Origin of the sequence: uncultured Methanobrevibacter sp. (assembly GCF_934746965.1) — an archaeon.
Lineage (GTDB): Archaea > Methanobacteriota > Methanobacteria > Methanobacteriales > Methanobacteriaceae > Methanocatella.
The window spans coordinates 48,699-67,359 of record NZ_CAKVFS010000004.1 but is presented as its reverse complement, the minus strand read 5'-3'; the positions used below and the strand labels follow the sequence as shown (position 1 = coordinate 67,359).

At 27.9% G+C, this 18,661-nt stretch carries 21 protein-coding genes; 5 read left to right on the top strand and 16 right to left on the bottom strand.

Translation table 11 applies throughout. The features are described from left to right. Positions 1-25: 25 nt before the first annotated feature. Positions 26-829: a winged helix-turn-helix transcriptional regulator gene (locus Q0984_RS04150; RefSeq protein WP_299524002.1), complete on the top strand. Its 804-nt coding sequence runs from the start codon at positions 26-28 to the stop codon at positions 827-829. Here the strand turns inward: Q0984_RS04150 and Q0984_RS04145 are convergent, their stop codons facing one another. Together Q0984_RS04145 and Q0984_RS04140 are read right to left on the bottom strand one after the other, a co-directional pair. Next, positions 830-2,119 carry a DEAD/DEAH box helicase gene (locus tag Q0984_RS04145; RefSeq protein ID WP_299523999.1) on the bottom strand — a complete coding sequence of 430 codons (1,290 nt, stop codon included), beginning with the start codon at positions 2,117-2,119 and terminating at the stop codon, positions 830-832. It abuts the gene before it with no gap. Between the two features lie 33 nt (positions 2,120-2,152). Beyond that, positions 2,153-3,487 carry a radical SAM/SPASM domain-containing protein gene (locus Q0984_RS04140; protein WP_299523996.1) on the bottom strand — a complete coding sequence of 445 codons (1,335 nt, stop codon included), beginning with the start codon at positions 3,485-3,487 and terminating at the stop codon, positions 2,153-2,155. 80 nt (positions 3,488-3,567) lie between these two features. Between Q0984_RS04140 and Q0984_RS04135 the strand changes: the two genes are divergently transcribed. Both Q0984_RS04135 and Q0984_RS04130 read left to right on the top strand, forming a co-directional pair. Continuing rightward, positions 3,568-4,251, top strand: coding sequence for a PD-(D/E)XK nuclease family protein (locus Q0984_RS04135; RefSeq protein ID WP_299523993.1), 684 nt, complete (start codon positions 3,568-3,570; stop codon positions 4,249-4,251). A 109-nt stretch (positions 4,252-4,360) separates the two neighbouring features. Beyond that, the gene (locus tag Q0984_RS04130; protein ID WP_299524389.1) at positions 4,361-4,768 is read left to right on the top strand and encodes a thermonuclease family protein; all 408 of its coding nucleotides are present in this window, start codon (positions 4,361-4,363) and stop codon (positions 4,766-4,768) included. A gap of 17 nt (positions 4,769-4,785) precedes the next feature. Here Q0984_RS04130 and Q0984_RS04125 read toward each other — a convergent pair whose 3' ends face one another. The 9 genes from Q0984_RS04125 to Q0984_RS04085 all read right to left on the bottom strand — a co-directional run bounded on the left by Q0984_RS04125 (position 4,786) and on the right by Q0984_RS04085 (position 11,949). Further along, positions 4,786-5,427 carry a hypothetical protein gene (locus Q0984_RS04125; protein WP_299523991.1) on the bottom strand — a complete coding sequence of 214 codons (642 nt, stop codon included), beginning with the start codon at positions 5,425-5,427 and terminating at the stop codon, positions 4,786-4,788. A 32-nt stretch (positions 5,428-5,459) separates the two neighbouring features. After that, entirely contained in the window at positions 5,460-5,864 is a 405-nt protein-coding gene (locus Q0984_RS04120; protein WP_299523988.1) for an RDD family protein, read from the bottom strand. Positions 5,865-5,876: 12 nt separating this feature from the next. Continuing rightward, positions 5,877-6,896, bottom strand: a complete 1,020-nt coding sequence (gene hypE, locus Q0984_RS04115; RefSeq protein WP_299523985.1) for a hydrogenase expression/formation protein HypE — start codon at positions 6,894-6,896, stop codon at positions 5,877-5,879. 122 nt (positions 6,897-7,018) lie between these two features. Further along, on the bottom strand, positions 7,019-7,396 hold the full coding sequence (locus Q0984_RS04110; RefSeq protein WP_004033374.1) for a 30S ribosomal protein S8e: 378 nt from the start codon (positions 7,394-7,396) through the stop codon (positions 7,019-7,021). A gap of 220 nt (positions 7,397-7,616) precedes the next feature. Then, the gene (locus Q0984_RS04105; RefSeq protein WP_299523981.1) at positions 7,617-8,003 is read right to left on the bottom strand and encodes an adhesin; all 387 of its coding nucleotides are present in this window, start codon (positions 8,001-8,003) and stop codon (positions 7,617-7,619) included. 18 nt (positions 8,004-8,021) lie between these two features. After that, positions 8,022-9,185: an ABC transporter permease gene (locus tag Q0984_RS04100; RefSeq protein WP_299523978.1), complete on the bottom strand. Its 1,164-nt coding sequence runs from the start codon at positions 9,183-9,185 to the stop codon at positions 8,022-8,024. A gap of 6 nt (positions 9,186-9,191) precedes the next feature. Further along, positions 9,192-10,130 (bottom strand): ATP-binding cassette domain-containing protein, encoded by a 939-nt coding sequence (locus Q0984_RS04095; RefSeq protein WP_299523975.1) that lies wholly within the window; start codon positions 10,128-10,130, stop codon positions 9,192-9,194. 1 nt (position 10,131) lies between these two features. Further along, complete coding sequence (locus tag Q0984_RS04090; RefSeq protein WP_299523973.1) at positions 10,132-11,523, bottom strand: hypothetical protein; 1,392 nt, start codon at positions 11,521-11,523, stop codon at positions 10,132-10,134. A gap of 78 nt (positions 11,524-11,601) precedes the next feature. Further along, a complete protein-coding gene (locus Q0984_RS04085; RefSeq protein ID WP_299523971.1) occupies positions 11,602-11,949 on the bottom strand; it encodes a hypothetical protein in 348 nt (115 codons plus the stop codon). A 224-nt stretch (positions 11,950-12,173) separates the two neighbouring features. On the opposite strand from Q0984_RS04085, the gene Q0984_RS04080 reads away from it, so the two are divergent. Next, entirely contained in the window at positions 12,174-12,857 is a 684-nt protein-coding gene (locus Q0984_RS04080) for a DNA polymerase domain-containing protein (protein ID WP_299523969.1), read from the top strand. Positions 12,858-12,895: 38 nt separating this feature from the next. Next, the gene (locus Q0984_RS04075) at positions 12,896-13,597 is read left to right on the top strand and encodes a TIGR02253 family HAD-type hydrolase (protein WP_299523967.1); all 702 of its coding nucleotides are present in this window, start codon (positions 12,896-12,898) and stop codon (positions 13,595-13,597) included. On the opposite strand, the gene xth is transcribed toward Q0984_RS04075, so the two are convergent. The 5 genes from xth to Q0984_RS04050 all read right to left on the bottom strand — a co-directional run bounded on the left by xth (position 13,592) and on the right by Q0984_RS04050 (position 18,648). Next, entirely contained in the window at positions 13,592-14,365 is a 774-nt protein-coding gene (xth, locus tag Q0984_RS04070; RefSeq protein WP_299523964.1) for an exodeoxyribonuclease III, read from the bottom strand. The genes Q0984_RS04075 and xth overlap by 6 nt on opposite strands. Continuing rightward, a complete protein-coding gene (locus Q0984_RS04065; RefSeq protein WP_299523961.1) occupies positions 14,366-15,910 on the bottom strand; it encodes a phenylalanine--tRNA ligase subunit alpha in 1,545 nt (514 codons plus the stop codon). A gap of 86 nt (positions 15,911-15,996) precedes the next feature. After that, complete coding sequence (locus Q0984_RS04060) at positions 15,997-16,881, bottom strand: triphosphoribosyl-dephospho-CoA synthase (protein ID WP_299523958.1); 885 nt, start codon at positions 16,879-16,881, stop codon at positions 15,997-15,999. A 9-nt stretch (positions 16,882-16,890) separates the two neighbouring features. Then, a complete protein-coding gene (gene hemB / locus Q0984_RS04055; protein WP_299523955.1) occupies positions 16,891-17,892 on the bottom strand; it encodes a porphobilinogen synthase in 1,002 nt (333 codons plus the stop codon). Between the two features lie 45 nt (positions 17,893-17,937). Next, positions 17,938-18,648 carry an endonuclease III domain-containing protein gene (locus Q0984_RS04050; protein WP_299523952.1) on the bottom strand — a complete coding sequence of 237 codons (711 nt, stop codon included), beginning with the start codon at positions 18,646-18,648 and terminating at the stop codon, positions 17,938-17,940. Between the last annotated feature and the right edge of the window lie 13 nt (positions 18,649-18,661).

The following is an 18,661-nucleotide window of genomic DNA, read 5'->3' as shown; positions in this document are numbered from 1 at the left end:
TTGAAAAAAATGAGGAATGAATACAATGAAAGCATTTAAAAAAAGAGGTGCCTTAACACATTTTCAAATTTTAAGTGAAATCTCAAAACAAAACCCTCACCTTAAACAAAAAGATTTAGCAGAAACCTTAGGAATCACTATCCAAGCTGTTTCAGAAAATATCAAAACACTTATTGAAAACGAATATATTACATCAAAAGATGGGAGATCACCATATAAAATAACTCAAAAAGGTATTGATAAAGTTAAAAGAGATGCTATTTCTCTTAGAAAATATTCTGATTCTGTTTTAGAAACCATGAATCATTATAAAACTATATGGCCAGCTATTGCAAAAGAAAATCTTAAAAAAGATGAAATTGTTGGTCTTTATATGGATTCTGGAGTTTTATATGCTCATAAAAAAGAAGAAGATGCAACAGGAGTTGTTTTAGAGGATGCTGATGAAGGCTGTGATGTAGCATTATCTAATCTTACTGGTTTAATTAATATGACTGTTGGTGAGGCTGTTGTTATTAATCTACCAACGATTAAAGAAGGTGGATCTAATAAAGCCGACTTAGAATTAATTAAAACTATTTATGAACGTGGAACAACCAATGGTAAAAAAATAGACAGAGTAGCTATTGCTGGAACTGTTTCAAGAGCAGTAGCTAATATGTTAGATCTCCCAGTTACTATTGAATATGCAGCACCACAAGCTACAGCAAATGCTGCCCGTAAAGGATTAAATGTTTTAGCATTATGTGTTGGAGACATGACTAAGTCATTCACACGTGAACTTGAAGATCAAAAAATAAAATTTGATATAATTGATGGGGGAAAATGATTAATTTTCCTTAACCATTTTAAACAAAGCAGCAGCTATATCCACAGAATCAAAATCATCTTCCATTGCTTTTTCAACCAAACTTACATATTTTTCTAAATTATCTTTTTCTATAGAATTTTTAACAGAATTCATTAGCTGAGTATTTTTAATATTTTCCATTTCTTTATATGATGGAATTTTCCTTTGTTTAATTTTAGATTTTGTTACTTTTTTAATAGTTCTTAAACTATAAATTTCTTTGCCTGCAACAAAAGTAAATGCATAACCCATATTACCTGCCCTACCAGTTCTTCCAATCCTATGAACATAGTACTCAGGATTTTGAGGAACATCATAGTTAACAACTATTTCAACATTAGGTACATCAATTCCACGAGCAGCAACATCAGTAGCTATTAATATCTCAATATTCCCATTACGGAATTTTCTCATAACCTTATCACGAGACTTTTGATTCATATCTCCATGAATACCCTCAGCAGCATAACCCCTATTTCTTAAATTTTTAGCAACCCAATCAACTCTTTTTTTAGTATTACAAAATACTAAACCTAAATTAACATCATAAACATCAATTAAACGAGTTAAATTTTCAAGTTTATCTTTTTCTCTTGTTTCAAAATAATATTGAGTTATCTCAGGAACAGTCATTTGATTTTGAGCTACTTTTAAATGTTTAGGCTTTTTTTGATAAAATTTAGTGATTCTTTTAATCTCACTAGGCATTGTAGCTGAAAAAAGCAAAGTTTGTCTTTGTTTTGGAGTGTGTCTCAATATTTTTTCAATATCTTCTCTGAAACCCATATCCAACATTTCATCTGCTTCATCTAACACAACAGTTGAAATTCCTTTTAAATCTAAAGTTTTTCTTTCAATATGATCTAAAACACGACCTGGAGTTCCAATAACTACATGAACCCCTTTATTCAACACCCTAATTTGCCTTCCAATCGGTTGACCACCATAAACTGGTAAAATTTTAAGTTTTTTCATGTGTGAACCTATTTTACCAATTTCACCAGCTACTTGAATACATAATTCCCTTGTTGGACACAATACAATAGCTTGAGGAGAATTATCCGGTATGAAAATCTTTTGAAGTAATGGAACAGTGAAAGCTAATGTTTTTCCAGTACCTGTTTGTGCCTGTCCTATTATATCAATCCCTTTAAGAGCTTCAGGGATAGTTAATTCTTGTATTGGGCTTGGCTCTTCAAAACCCATTTCTCTTATTGATTTTTTAATTTCTGCTAAAATCTCAAAATCATCAAATGTTATATTACTCATTAACCTAATATTTGTTAAAATAGCTATTTATAATTAATTTAAAAGAACTTCCTTAAGCTCTTTTAAACAATCATCATCAGTTTCTAAAAAATCACCATCATTAACAAATGCTCTAAGTCTACATCCTCCACAAATATATTTTGATTCACAATTTCCACATTTACCTTTTAAAAGATTCCTATTTCTAAATTTTAATAAAATTTCATTATTTAACCATACATCACTTAAATCATCATTTATATTAGCTATTTTAAAGTCCTGAAAATATTCACAAGGTAAAATATCCCCATTTCCATTTAATGCCAAATAAAATCTTCCAGCACCACAGCTACCAATATAATTTCCAAGTTCCTTCATTGAACTTTCTGTATAATTTAAATTAAAAAAATGAGTTGGAATTATATTAACATTATTACATTGGATATTTGTTGTAATATCTCCAAATTGAGGATCGTTAACTAATATTTGCATGTTTTCATTAATATTTTCCATGTAAATTAATTTAAATAATTCTAATCTCTGATTGCATGTTAAATCAGAGGTAACTACATCTAATTTATACCAGCCAACACCTAATTCTTTTAAAAATTCAATTAATTGTGGAATTTCCAAAATATTATTTTTATTTACTTTTGTTGAAACTTCAACATAAATATCTTTTTCATTGTATTTTTTAATTGAATCAACTGCATTTTGCCAAGAATTATGCATTCCCATTATTTCATCATGTTTAACTGGAATAATACTTTCTAAAGAAATATCTACAAATTTAAGACCCGATTCAACATATTTATCAATTTTATCTAAGTTAAACCCATTAGTAGCTAAACAAGGATAAATTCCCCTATCACAAGCATGTTTAATAAATGTTGATTCAATATTTCCAATAAATGTAATATGTGCAACTCCAAAATCAGCTAATTTATCTATTCCATTATGAATTTCATCAAAAGATAAATTACTTTGTGTTAAATCCCATTGAACTTGAAGAGGTGCAGCTGGAATAAATGGTTTTTTAATTCCTAAAATTCCCAAGCCTTTGATTACACTTACTAATCCTTTAGTCCAATAAGAATCCTGCATCATTTCAATTAATTCTTTTTCAGAGATCCCAAATATATCAATACTATTTCCAATTACCATTTTAATTATTGGAACTAATAATCTGCATTTTAAACAAATATCTTTTCTTTTACCTAAATAATAATCAATAGCAACTTCTAAACGATTAGCACCACATTTTTTACATTCATCAGTTGTTGCTTGAATTAATTTTTGAACTAGAGCACTACCCACAATATTTTCAAATGTTTTTACTTTATTTGCAATATCTTCATTATTTATATCATCATTTTTAGTAAAAATCATTTTTATATCCCAATTTATTTAATTAAAATAAAATTAAGACTTGATGATATTTAAATATTATTGAATCTAAAATATTGATTATGGAAAACAAAATTATCACTGATTTAGATAAAGACTGGGATATTAAATATCATCCTGACATCAAAGGTGTTCAAATTATTGATGGTAAAAACAATTTCCCTATTAGCTGGTTAAATCAACAAGGATATTGTGAGTATCAGCTATATCTTCAGTACTTCCAAGGAATAAAAGTTGGAGAAACTGAAGCCATGAGTAAAGGAACTAAAGTTCATAATCAGTTAGAAGAAAAATTTCAAAAAACAGCAACACCCTCAACATTTCAGGAAGTACTTGATCTTTCAAAAACACAAAAAATATTAACTAGAGAAATGTTTGTAATTGCACCTCAAGAAGGAATCAGAGGATTTATAGATGAAATATGGATGACACCTGAAGAATTTATAATAATTGATGACAAACCTGGAAATAGAGCCTACAATTCAACAATAAACCAAGTTAGAGCTTACTGTCTCGCATTTAAAAATATGATAAATGATAATAGAAAAATTGTAGGTGCTCTAAGACAACGGGGAACAGACAACATTTTTTGGAGTGAAGAATTTGATGAAGATGCAGAAAAATCAATTAAATTTCTAATTGAGAGAATGAATGGATTATTTAATGGAGAAAAACCATTTATAAAAACAAAAAATACCAATAAATGTAAACACTGCAGGTTTCAGAGTTACTGTATACACGATTAAAACACAATATTTATTTAATTTAACATAATATATAATAACAATGAATTCAAAAAACATCTCATTAATATTACTCATATTATTTGTTGGAGTATTTGTAATTTCAAACATTATAGATAATGAAGTAGCAGCAGCTCCATCACAAGGAACACTTAATATTGAGGACTCTAAAACACATGAAGTAAGAAGTGTACACTATGAAGCTAGTGGAAAATGTTATAAAGTAGTAGATGGAGACACAATCTGGGTAGATGGTATTGGAAAAATCAGATTTGTACAAGTAAACACTCCCGAAAAAGGGGAAGATGGATACCAAGAAGCTAAAGATTATGTTAAAGAAAAATGTCTTGGAAAAACTGTTTACTTAGACATTGATGATAAAAAACACTACGATAAATACAATAGAACATTAGCTATTGTTTATACTGAAAATCAAGATATAAATAGAGAACTATTACATGAAAATTTAGCTGAAATTATGTACATACCTCCAAGCGAATTTGCTAAAGGCAGTATATAATTTCTCACTTTTATTTTTTAAACAGATCTATGAAGTCCCAAATACAGTTTATTTTTCTTATAAACATTATCTAAAATAGCATTCCATTCAGAAATTTCCAAAATACCTTTATTTGGAATAATATCATCAAAATAAGATTCATGTAAATTTAAAATATCTGCCAACACATAAGTTAAAACTTTACCACTTGGCTTTAAATCATATGGATCATAACCAGTAACCATTAAAACCCACATATTATCTTTTGAAGAACTGTTATATTCTTTTTTAAGAGCTTCATACCAGCTAACTATCTTATTTTCATTAGAACCAATTTCACCAGACCCAACACTGATATAATAATCCTCACCAGAAAAATCAATAGTTTTAATAGCTTTATTAATTTTATCTTTAAGTTCTGGAGAGTCAATAGCTAATTCATACTCTTCATTTGTAATAAAATCAGTTAAATAATTTTCAATTTCTTTTTTATTTTTAAAATAATCAATAGGTTCTAACCTATCTGGATCCTTATCACATAAATCAAAAATTAGGTCCTCATCAACTTCACAAATTTCATAACCTTCAAGTTTATGAGATTTATAAGGTTTAAAGTCCAAGCAATAATTTTCTAAATCATCTTTATTTAAATACCATAACACTTGCACTCTATCAATCATAAAAAACACCAAAAGAAAAAAAGAAAAGAGTTTTATCTTAATTCATCAAAAACTCTTGTTTTAGTTATTGAATTTAAAATTCTATCATTTTTACCTAATATTTTACCTATAGCCCAATCAAAAATTATTGGAACCCAATATATTTTAGTTAAGTTACGTACAAAAGCTTGTGTCCATGAAATATATTCACCATTATTAGACCTAACTTGCAGATATAATAAAGCTTTACCCACAGTAGCTCCTTTACATTTTTCACATACAATAAAATACACCAATATTAATACAGGCACAACAAATGGAAAATAATAATAAATAGAATTCATACTATATGGATTCACCACCATATACAACACAAAAGATACAATCCACATAAATGCTGAAACTACAAAAAAATCAGCAAAATATGCTATAATTCTTCGTGTAAATAAACTTGCCATAATACCACCTAATTAACAAACTCTTGGAACTGGATCAGCTATTGGAGCTTCAAGTATTCTTTCACCACCAATAGGTGTTTCAACAACAACATAATCCCCTTCAACAACTTCCCCAATAATAGCTGCATCTTTTCCATATTCCTCTGTTTTAATTGCTTCAAGAACTGATTCAGCTTTATCTGCTTTAACACCCATAACAACTTTTCCTTCATTAGCTACTTCAAATGGATCAATACCTAACATTTCAGAAACAGCATGAACTTCTTTTTTGATTGGAATTGCATCCTGTTTAAGTAAAACACCATTTCCAGATTTTGAAGCCATTTCATTAATGGCATTTGCAAAACCCCCACGAGTAGGATCTTTCATAGCTGTTACTCCTCCTACATCAAGTGCTTTTTTGATAACATTCCACATTGGAGCTACATCAGATTTTAAATCAGTCTCAAAACCAAAACCTTCCCTAAATGACATGAGACTCATCCCATGATCACCTAAAGAACCTGTAACAATAATTTTATCACCAACTTCTAAAGTAGAATCACGAACAACTTCTCCTTTTTTAGCAATACCAATACCTGTTGTTACCATTACAATACCATCAATCTTTCCTTGCTCCATTACCTTAGTATCACCAGTAATAACTGCAACATCAACTTCTTCACATGTTTTATTTAAAGATTTCATTATTTTATCTAAATCATCAACAGGAAAACCTTCTTGCATAATAATTGCATTAGAAATAGCTAGTGGTTTAGCACCCATAACAGAAACATCATTAATAGTTCCCGCTGCAGAAATTCTACCAATATCTCCACCAGGGAAGAATAAAGGATCAATAGTATGGCCATCAGTAGTTACAACAATCTCATAATCACCTATAGGAATAGTTGCACCATCATCTAAAGCATCTAAACTAATACCACCATTAACACTTTTTTTAGTGATATTTTCTAAAACAGCTTTGGAGATTAAATTAGCCATTACCTCTCCACCAGCACCATGATTCATACTAATTTTATCTTCTGACATTTTATCTCCTAAAAAAATAATTAAAGTTTATAGTTATAATGTCTGTAATACCAACTATTTAATAATAGTTGTTATATGTTAAAAATATTTTAAAAAAAAGTAAATTTAAATAAAAAAATTATTTAAATTAAAATTCCGTTAAGTACACCATCTTGACCAGGTCTAGATGTTACTTTAGCATTACCTTCAGGAGTTTCTACAATAGCACCTTTAGTAATGATGTTCCTTCTTACGTAGTTTGGGTTTGCAGAGTTTTCAATTACACCTAAAACATCTACAACTTGAGATTTACCAGTAGCAGGATCAGTTAAATTCATTTTATTAGCAGTAGCTAATCTGAGTTTTTCATTTCCACCACGAGTTCTGATTTTTTTCAATCTTTTTTCATCTACCCTAGTTTCAGCTGGGTCTCTACCTAATTCAGCTTTCCTTTTTCCACGGTTTGCAACATTCCTTGCACCAGATGGTAATCTTGTTGATTTTCCTTGAGAAATTGCCATTATTTCACCTAATAAATATAAATTAAATAATAATCGCGTCAATAAGTCCCTTTCATTTAAATTGTTGTGACAAGAAAATTAATAACAACTTAAATATTGAGAGCAATAAAGAGCCTTAAAGAATAATGATAATAAACTATTACTCTTTCATTATATATAAATGTTTTATTTCTTACCTCAAATTAAGAAAATTAGAATTTTACTAAAAAAAAGAAGTAAACTAGTAATCACAAACTGAAATATTTTGTGAAACACTAGAATACTTATAACTATTATCTCCTGAAAATATACATTCAAATGAATAAACACCGGGAGTAACATTCATTCCAAAGCTACTTTCACCAATATTATTTGTTGTAACATTAAAACAGTTTTTTTCACCTATTGCATCAGTTACAATAATTTCAATTGATTTGTTATTAATTGGCCTATTATAAGCATCACTTAATTTTAAATTAAATGAATCACCATTATGCAAATTTGAATCAGAAACAATCTCCAAATTTGTTTTTTCCTGAGAATAACTTATAGCATAAATTGAAATAACAAACAATACAATTAATGCTCCAATAATAATTGAAATATATGCCATATTCTCTGTATTCATAATAAACCAAATCCTAAATTAATCCTGTGCTGAAATTTTTTTATTAAATAAAACAATACTTATAGCTAATAATATAGTACCCATTATTAATATAATTATTAGATTTGTAAATATTGCATTTAACCCTTGTCCATAAGTTAAAACTTGGCGAACTGCAGTAATAGCCTGATTCCAAGGCAAAATTTCATAAATTTGTATTGGTTGACCACCAAAATTAGCTATTACACAATCAGGCAATGGAATAAATGATCCAGATATAAAACTTAATGGAACAGCAATTATTGGAGAAATACTTGAAGCTTGTTTTGCATTTTTTGAAAATGCTACAATTATTAAAGCAACAGCTACTGAAGAAAATGTAGTTACAACTCCAACAATACATGCTAAGAATAATGTATACACTCCACCTTCCCATTTAAATCCAACTAAAATAGCTACTAAAAGCATTATAATTACTTGAATTACTCCAACAAAAGACCAGGAAATTAAATTTCCAATAACATAATCACTAGTTTTCATTTTAGAAAGTTTTAAACGTTTAATCATACCACTTTCTTCTTCTTGAGCCACATTAGTTGCAACTACTGTTATAGTCATTAAAATTGCAAATATAATTAAACCTGGAGCATATAAATCAAATGTAGATGATGAAGAAATATTTAAGTCCTCATATTTTAACTCAATTTCAGGAATTGTTTGTCCAGAAACTTCTTTTATAATTTCTTTAGAAAATTCAGATACAATACCTGAAATAACACTACTTCCAATACCATAATCACTTGATATAGGATTTCCTTTAATTACAACTTCCCCTAAACTAGACTGGTTATTTCCCATATCTTCAGTAAAATCCTGAGGAATAACTAATATAGTTGAAACTGAACCATTTTCCAGCATTTTTTGAGCTTGATTTTCATTACTTACTTCATGAACAGAAAATAAACTTTCATTTTCACTAGAATTAAACTCTTTAATTGCATCAACTAATTCATTTCCTAAATTAGTTGTTGATGCATTATCATGATTTACAATAGCTATATCCACATTAGTTTCTACACCACTTCCAAAAGCAACACCAAATATTAACATAAATACTGCAGGAAACAATAATAAAAAGAATAAATTCTTTTTATCTCTAGTTAATTGTTTAAAATTTAATTGGACAATATCAAACATTTTCATTTTAACTCACTCTCTTAGTTGCCTGCCTGTTAACTCAATAAAAACATCTTCTAAAGTATTTTGGCGTATACTAATATCAATTATTTTAGAATTATTATTTTCAACTAAATGAATTATATCTGGTAATTTTTTAACTGCATCTAATAAAATAAGATTTATTTTATCCTCAGTTTCAAAAATTTTATTTAAATCTGAAATAGATTTAAGAGCAGATATGATTTTAGGATTATCTTCATAGTTATTTAATTCTAATTGAACAGTATCTCCTTTACCAATTATCTGTTTTAATTTTTTAGGAGTGTCTAATTTCAATAATTCACCATGATCAATAATGGCTACTCTATCACTTAACATGTCTGCTTCATCCATCAAATGAGTAGTTAAAATAACTGTATTGCCTAATTCTTTTTGATAGAGAATATAATCCCATAATAAACGTCTAGATTGTGGATCTAAACCTTCTGAAGGTTCATCCAAAACAACAATAGAAGGATTATGAATAGTAGCCATAGCTATATTCATCCTACGTTTCATCCCTCCAGATAAAGAAGATATTAATTCATTTTTTTTATCAATTAAGTGTAATTTCTCAAGAATTTCCAAAATTCTATCTTTTAATACTTTTTTTGGAACATTATACATTTTTCCCATCATATAAAGATTTTCAAAACATGTTAAAGTATTCCATAGCACAATATCCTGTGGACAGATTCCAATTTCTTTTTTATCAAGATTTGATGAATCTTTTCCATTGAATAAGATAGTTCCACTTGTTGGTTTTAACAGTCCAACCATCATGTTAATAGACGTACTTTTTCCAGCACCATTTGGTCCTAAAAAACCTAATATTTCACCTTTTTTGACTTTTAAAGACAAATCATCTACAACTGCAACATCATTGTATTTTTTAACAATATTTTGCAATTCAATTACAGTTTCAGTCATTTTAACCTCTTCCTAAAACTTCACCATTATATGGATTAATTATAACAGAATCTACTAAAGTTCCATTTTCATCATAAATAGGTACATGATAATAATTTCCATCATAAACAGGAGTTCCTGCATAATATCCATCTTGAACTAAATCTTTTAAATTAAAATTCGGTGCAGATATACTGCTACTTGCATGGCTATTATCCCCAGGATTTGGATGGATTTGTGACTTATTAACAACTATAATATTAGATACAAAACAACCATTATATTCAGAAGTTATAATATACTCACCAAGATTTAAATTAATAGTTAACTTAGCTATTCCTTTATCATTTGATATTTTTTCATAAAACACTCCATTTATATTAAAGGTAACATTTTGATTAGGTAATATTTTACCTTGATTATCAAGAGTAGTTACATAAAAACAATGCCCTTGAGTTATATTTCCATCATAAGAAAGTATTGTTTGTAAAACACTTATATTATTAGAAACCATACACTCATTATATATGGCAGTTATAATATAATTTCCAGGATTTAAATTAATAGCTAAAGTAGCTATTCCACTAGCATTAGTTGTTCTTGTATAAAATACTCCATTTATATTGAATGTGACATTTACACCACTTCCAACAGTATTTCCCATACCATCAAGTATTTTAACATGATATTGAGAATCATTTCTAAAGTATTTTATAAGATTTTTATTATCAACAATATTTGGTTTAACTGTAATATTATTTCCTTTTTGTTCACCAGTAATTGGATTTGTAGTTGTAATAATATATGTTCCTGGATTTAAATTGATATTTAAAGTAGCTACACCAGATTTATTAGTTTTTTTAGTATAAAATACTCCATTAATATTAAATCTTACATCAGCATTATTAATCAAGTTTCCAACATTATCTACAAATGTAACATGAAATTGAGTTTGATTTCTAAATATTTTAACAATATCATAGCTTTCAATAGTTGATTTAACATTTACAATTGAATTAACTGTAATATTATCCTCTTTATAACATGTAGTGATATTGTAAATATTGCTTTCCAAATTAATAGAAATAGCTATAGTACCATTTTCAGCAGTATTACGAACCATGTTTACCCCATTAATTAAGACACTTACTGATTTATTAGCTAATGGATTACCATTTGCATCACTTAAATTAATTACTAATTTAGTGCCATCATGATAATACATATCAACATCAGGAACTGATAAAACAGCTTGTTCACCTTCATAGTTATCTTCAACAATTGAAGAATTTACATTTTGTAATTCATTATCAAATGTTGTATCTACTTCTATATCAGTTGTATTATTCGCTGATGCTGCTGGAATAATAAATAATAAAAGCAAACACAAAACAAACATTAATTTTTTATTCATCCTCATCACTATTTATTAGTCTATTAAAAATAAATAATAAATATATTGGAATAATTAAAAAAGGAAAAAATATTTCCTTTAATAGTTTGTATCTAACATGAAATTAAAAGCAGGAATTTTATAATTATTTTCAAATTTACCATTATAAATTTTTACATTGTTTATAAATATATTAAATATTATTGAAATATTATCACAATCAATTCCCACTTTAACATTAGATTCTTCCAAAATTTCCTTACTTATATGTAAGACATTAGATGCATGATTTATAAAAAAGGACACTGGAAATCCATTTTTATCAATATTTATAAAAATACCTTTATTTACAGCATAATTTGCAAAATAACCATTTTTACCGTCGATTTTCCCATAAAAAATATCATTTATTTCATCATAGCTAGAAATTAATCTTTGAGTTTTCATAACATATCGCCTCACATATTGTTATAATTCCATGAAATAAATAATTAATCACTAAGAGCATTTGATAATAATTTAAAAATATTTTTTAAGTAAATAACTAATTTTGAAAGCAATTTTTAATAAATAAACAATTTTAAACTAGATAAATTTTTCAAAGGCATAATAATTTAAATTATCAAAACCATAATAATAAATTAAGTAAAAATAAATTTGGTGTTAAAAAATTGCCAGAAGAAACAAAAGAACAACAAGAATTAGAAGCTGAAATTAAAAGTCAAGCTCAAAAATTCATAACTCAACTTAATGCAACACTCCCAGATATAATGGAATTAGAGTATGAAGGATTCTATAGACGAGGATTTTTTGTAAGTAAAAAAAGATATGCAGTTATAGAAGATGGAGAAATTATAGCAAAAGGTTTGGAGTTAGTTAGAAGAGACTGGGCACCAATTGTAAAACAAACACAAGAAAACATATTAATGGATATTTTAAAAGAAGGTAATACAAAAAAAGCCATCAATACTGTTAAAGAAGTTTTAAAAAGACTTAAATCTGGGAAAATTGAAGGTAAAGAACTAATAATCCATACACAGATTACAAAACCTTTAACTGATTATAAACAAATTGGTCCACACGTAATTGCAGCTAAAAAAATGGAAGAACATGGAATTAAAGTAAGTAAAGGAACGATAATCCAATATATAATTACAAAAGGAAAAGGGTCAATTAGCCAAAGAGCAGTCCCTTACGAATACAGTGAAGGATTAGAATATGATAGAGATTATTATATCAACAATCAGATGATTCCTGCTGTTGGAAGAATAATGTACTCTTTAGGTTATACAAAACAAGATTTAGAAGATTTAGCAAAAGGAGAAAAACAAACAAGTTTAGATGCATTCTTCTAATAAAACTTTAAATAACAATAAAATATAAAGTAGATATAATGATGCACAATAACCCTGATGACGACCGTGTTGTATTTTTCGATGTTGATGATACATTACTTGACACTTCAACATTTGCACAAACTGCAAGAAAAGCAGCTATTGAATTAATGGTAGATAATGGATTACCTTTAGATAAAGATGAAGCTTACGGTGTTTTAAAAACAATCATAAGACAAAAAGGTTCAAATTACGGTAAACACTTTAACATATTAACAGAAGTAGTTCTAGGCCATGAAGATCCCATGCTTGTAGCTTTAGGAATGATTACATACCATAATGTCAAAATAGCTCTTTTAAGACCATTTGCCGAAACTATTGACACATTAATTTATCTTAAAAGTCAAGGATATCGCTTAGGTGTGATTTCCAATGGAATTACAATAAAACAATGGGAAAAATTAGTAAGACTTAATGTTTATTCATTTTTTGATGCTGTAATAACCTCCGAAGAAGTTGGAAAGAAAAAACCAGATAAATTAATATTTGATGTTGCATTAAGAAAAATGAATGGAGATCCTGAAAAATCAATAATGATTGGAAATAAATTTAAAGAAGATGCACTTGGAGCAGTAAATGCAGGAATGAGTGCAATACTTGTTAATTCTGATGTTACTGAAGAAGATAGAATGTATATCAGAAAAGAACAATTAGACATTACTATTATTGAAAATATTGGTGATGTTAACACAATATTATAAATCTAATTCTAAAGTAACTGGACAATGATCAGAACCAAAAACATTATTTTTTATGGTTGCTGATTTTACTTTATTTTTAAATTCTTCATTTACAAAGAAATAATCCAATCTCCAACCAGCATTACGGTCTCTAGCACGAGTCCTATAACTCCACCAGGTAAAATTATCACCAGATTCATCAAACATCCTAAAAGTATCTACAAACCCATTAGACAATAATTCATCCAACCATTCTCTTTCTTCAATAAGATAACCAGATTTACCTTCACAATTATCAGGATTATAAACATCAATAGGATTATGAGCTATATTAACATCACCAGTGACAATTAAATTTTGACCTTGATTTTTTAAATCTTTAAGTAAATCCAATAAAGCATTACAAAAATCTAATTTATAATCCAATCTCTTAGCTTTCATCCCACTATTTGGAAAATAAATATTAAAAAGAGTAAAATCAGGATATTCAAGCCTTAGTACACGACCTTCTTTATCTAGTTCTTCCACTCCCAAACCTCTGACAACATTCATAGGTTTAATTTTAGAGTAAGTACTAACACCACTATATCCCTTTTTTTGAGCTTCATTAATATATAAATTAAAACCATTTACATTAGCTAGTTTTTCAGGAATATTTTCTTGAGTAGCTCTAACTTCCTGAAAGTTAATGATATCTGCAGTAGTGTTATCAAACCAATCCCAAAACTCTGTTTTTTTGCTAACTGCTCTAATACCATTAACATTCCATGAAACTAGCTTAATAGACATTTATAATCTAACTCCATTTGTAATAGGTAACTCACGAAGCCAATTAATATCACTTTTATAAAGCATACGAATATCAGAAATATCATATCTAATCATAGCTAATCTTTCAATACCTAAACCAAAAGCAAGAACAGGGACATTTACACCTAAAGGTTTGAGAACTTCTGGTCTAAACATTCCAGAACCTCCAAGTTCAATCCAACTTTCTTTATCTTCTAAGTAAACTTCACATTCAGTAGATAAATAAGTATATGGGAAGTACGCTGGTCTAAATCTAACTTCAAAACCTAATTTTTTATAGAATTCTTTTAAAAAGCCCATTAAATTTTGATAATTGACACCTTCACCACCAACAAGTCCTTCAACTTGATGGAATTCAGGTAAATGTTTATAAGTAATAGTTTCTCTTCTAAATACCCTACCTACTGAAAACATTTTAAATGGAGCTTCATGTTCATATAAATATCTTGTTGAAATTCCAGTAGTATGTGTTCTTAGAACTGTTTGTTTTGCAACATCTTCATCCCAATCATATTGCCAACCAGTAGAACCAGTATCTCCACCAGTATTATGAACTTCAGCAGTTTCATCAACTAATGTTTGATCAGGCAAATCACAAGTCAATGGATTTTTAACATAGAAAGTATCTTGCATTTCACGTGCCGCATGATCTTGAGGCTGGAATAAAGAATCAAAGTTCCAGAATGCAGAAGCAACAATAGATCCATTTTCTTCGCTGAACCCCATATTTAAGAAAATTTCTCTGATTTCATCAATGATTTCTCTTAAAGGATGTTTTTTACCTGGGAAAAATTTAGGAGCCTCTGCATTAATATCATAAGGACGATATTCCAATTCTTTCCATTGCCCATCTTTTAATTGTTGGTGTGTTAACTGAGTAGCTTGTTCGCGAATAGTGAAACCTTCTTTTAATATAGCTTCACCTTTATTTAATATTTTAAAAGAGTGTGAGGTGTTTTTCTTAATATTTAAAATATTTTTCCTATCATTAAGTTTTTTAAATCCATCTAATAATTCAGGAGGTAAATTACTTTTAATAGAATTTTTAGCTTCTTCCAAGTGTTTTAATAATTTTTCATCAGTTCCTAAGTTTTTAAAAGATTCTTGACCATGATCAGTTATAGTTACAATACCTTTATTGATTTTAGCCCAATTTTTACGAACTAACCAACCAATAGCAATATTAGTTTCTTTTTTATCAATATCAGCATCTTTAGCTAACTCACCCATATTCATTTCTTTTTTAGAAGATAATACTCTGAGAATTTTACGTTCCGGAAGTCCTTCATTTGCATATTCATTTCCATCAGTAGTTAAAGAAATAATTTCTTCAACATCTTTATCTACTTCAATAATATCTTTTGATGCAAGAGAACCTGCTGCACTCATAACAGATTTAACATCCATGCCTGTAGTCTTAGCTATTTCTTCTGGAGTTGCATTAGGATTATTTTCTAATTCTTTTAAAAGTTTTTTTTCATAAATATGTAATTCACTAATGGTTTTTTTAATATCCCCACTCATTTAAACACCTTAAATAATAAATAATATTATAATATATGTAAATAGAATTTATAAATGTTAGCTAAATTAATATTTAAAAAATAAATTTAAAAATTTAATTTTAAATAGCTAACAAAAATAGAAGCAGCAGTTAAATCTGCAGTAGTTCCAGGATTTAACTTATTTTTATATAAATATTCATCAAATTCATTTAATTTATTTTCAAAATCAACATCATCTTTAAAGCTAAGTAATTCTTTTGCTTGACTAGATACTTCACTTGCTTTATCATCACCATATTTTCTTGAAATTAAAGTATCTGGAATTTCACTAAGAATTGTTAAAAATGTTAAAACACATGCTTTGTTAGATGTTGTGCTTCTTTTTAAATCATCATATGTTGGATAACCAATCTCAAAAACAACTGGCATTCCACTAGTCATTTCATTAGCTAATCTATCCCATGGTGCTGAAATTTTTAAAACATCAAACATAGTTTGTTTATTTATCCTCAACTCTTCTTTTGCGTTTTCGCTAGCTACATCATATTCTTCTTGATCACCCATTCCTCCAGCATCTGCAATATTAATTGCATCATATAAATCAACTGCATCCTCAACAGTTGTTGCTTCCATTAATTTAATCATATTCTGTCTAAGTTGAGAGAAATTATCACTAATAGCTGCTCCACACGCTATTGGAGTTAACATCATCACAATTCCAAGATTTGTATTATTAGCTACCCATTTGTCAGTCTCTTTAACAGCATTTAAGATATATTTACCCAATTTTGCATTTTGAAGATTATTTTCATCGACTTTAGAAGTTGCTTCTTCAATAGTATCCCCAATTACAATTCCACTTATTATAAAATCTTCAAATTCCATATCTTCAAAATCACGAGTTCTATGAACATTACCTGGTTTTGGATATCCACTTACTTCTAATGCTGATGCAATTTGAGCTATCTTAGCTATTGTTTTTGAATTCATATTATCAACTTAAAGTAAATCATTTAAAAGTACATATGATGCAAAATTAGTAATTATTAAATCAGATCCTGCTCTTTTAATTGAAAGTAATGATTCTAAAATTGCATTTTCAGTTAAAAATCCTTTTTCAATAGCTGCCATAATCATAGAATATTCTCCACTTACATTATAACTAACTAAAGGTAAAGTAAATTCTTCTCTAACTGTTTTAATAATATCCAAATAAGGTAAAGCAGGTTTAACCATTAAAAAGTCAGCACCTTCAATTACATCAAGTTCACATTCCCTAATTGCTTCAAGTGCATTTGCAGGATCCATTTGATAACTTTTACGATTTCCATGACTTGGTGAAGAGTCTGCAGCTGCTCTAAATGGTTCATAAAACGCAGAAGCATATTTTGCAGAATATGACATAATCATAACATTGTAAAATCCATTTTCATCTAATGCTGTTCTAATAGCATCAACTCTACCATCCATCATATCAGAAGGAGCTACAATATCTGCACCTGCTTCAGCATAAGAAACAGCAACCTTAGCAATATATTTTAATGATTCATCATTTAATATTTCAATTCCATCATCATTATCATTATTTTCTTTAATTAAACCACAATGTCCATGAGAAGTATATTGACATAAACATACATCACCAATTATAACTAAATTAGTTTGTTTTTTAAGTTCACGAATTGCTTTTTGAACTATTCCAGTGGATGAATAATCTGGAGTAGCTACTTCATCTTTAGTTTCAGGTAACGGAACTCCAAAAACAATTATGGATTTTAAGCCTTTTTCTTCTAATTGTTTTGCAAATTTAACTCCTGCATCTAAAGAATATCTATATTCCCCAGGCATAGATTCAATAGGTTCTTTTTCATCATCTTTAAGTTCTTCTTTGAAAAAAATAGGATAAATTAAATCTTCTTTATTTAATTTAGTTTCACGTACAATATTCCTAATTTTAGAGTTTTTTCTATATCTTCTCATTCTTGTAACTGGAAATACCATTTTTTCACCATATAATAATTAGTAAAATATTACACTTAATATTTATTATATTTTAAATTCATCTAAAAGTTTATCTTCAACACCATAAGGCTTTTTTAAATAGTAATGTTTTGCATGTTCTACAATTAAAGCATGATACTCCTGATATTCATTAACAGTACCTTTAAAATTATCTTCAAATAATTTTTTAATATACATATATTTTTCTTTTTCATCAAAATAACCCAAATATGAAAATATTCGTTTAGTATAAGCATCAACTTTAAATTCTTTTTGTTTATATGCAAAAAGTAAAATAGAATCTGCTGTTTCATTACCAACACCTTTGACTTTCAATATTTCCTTTCTAGATGGAACTCTGCCCTCTAAGGAAATATAAAATTCTGCAATATTTTTAAGATAATTAAATTTTTGATTGAAATATCCTGCTACCTTAATAGCTTGTTTAAATTCATTTTCATTTGAATTAGCTAATTTAAGAATACTTTTAGGTGAAAATTCTGTTAAAATACTTAAATTTTTTAATGCCTTTTCAACTGAAGGCCAAGAAGTATTTTGAGTTAAAATAGATCCCATTATAATTTCAAATTGTTCATTTGAATTTTTTGGAAAACTATAATCTTTTGGATGATAACCTTCAATAGCCCCAGTTTTAGTAGGATTAATTCCCTGATAACTTAAAAGAGGCCACCAACCCTGATAAGAATATTTTTCAAGTAATTTATTATAGATTAAATTTATATTATTTTCAGACATAAAAAATCAACAA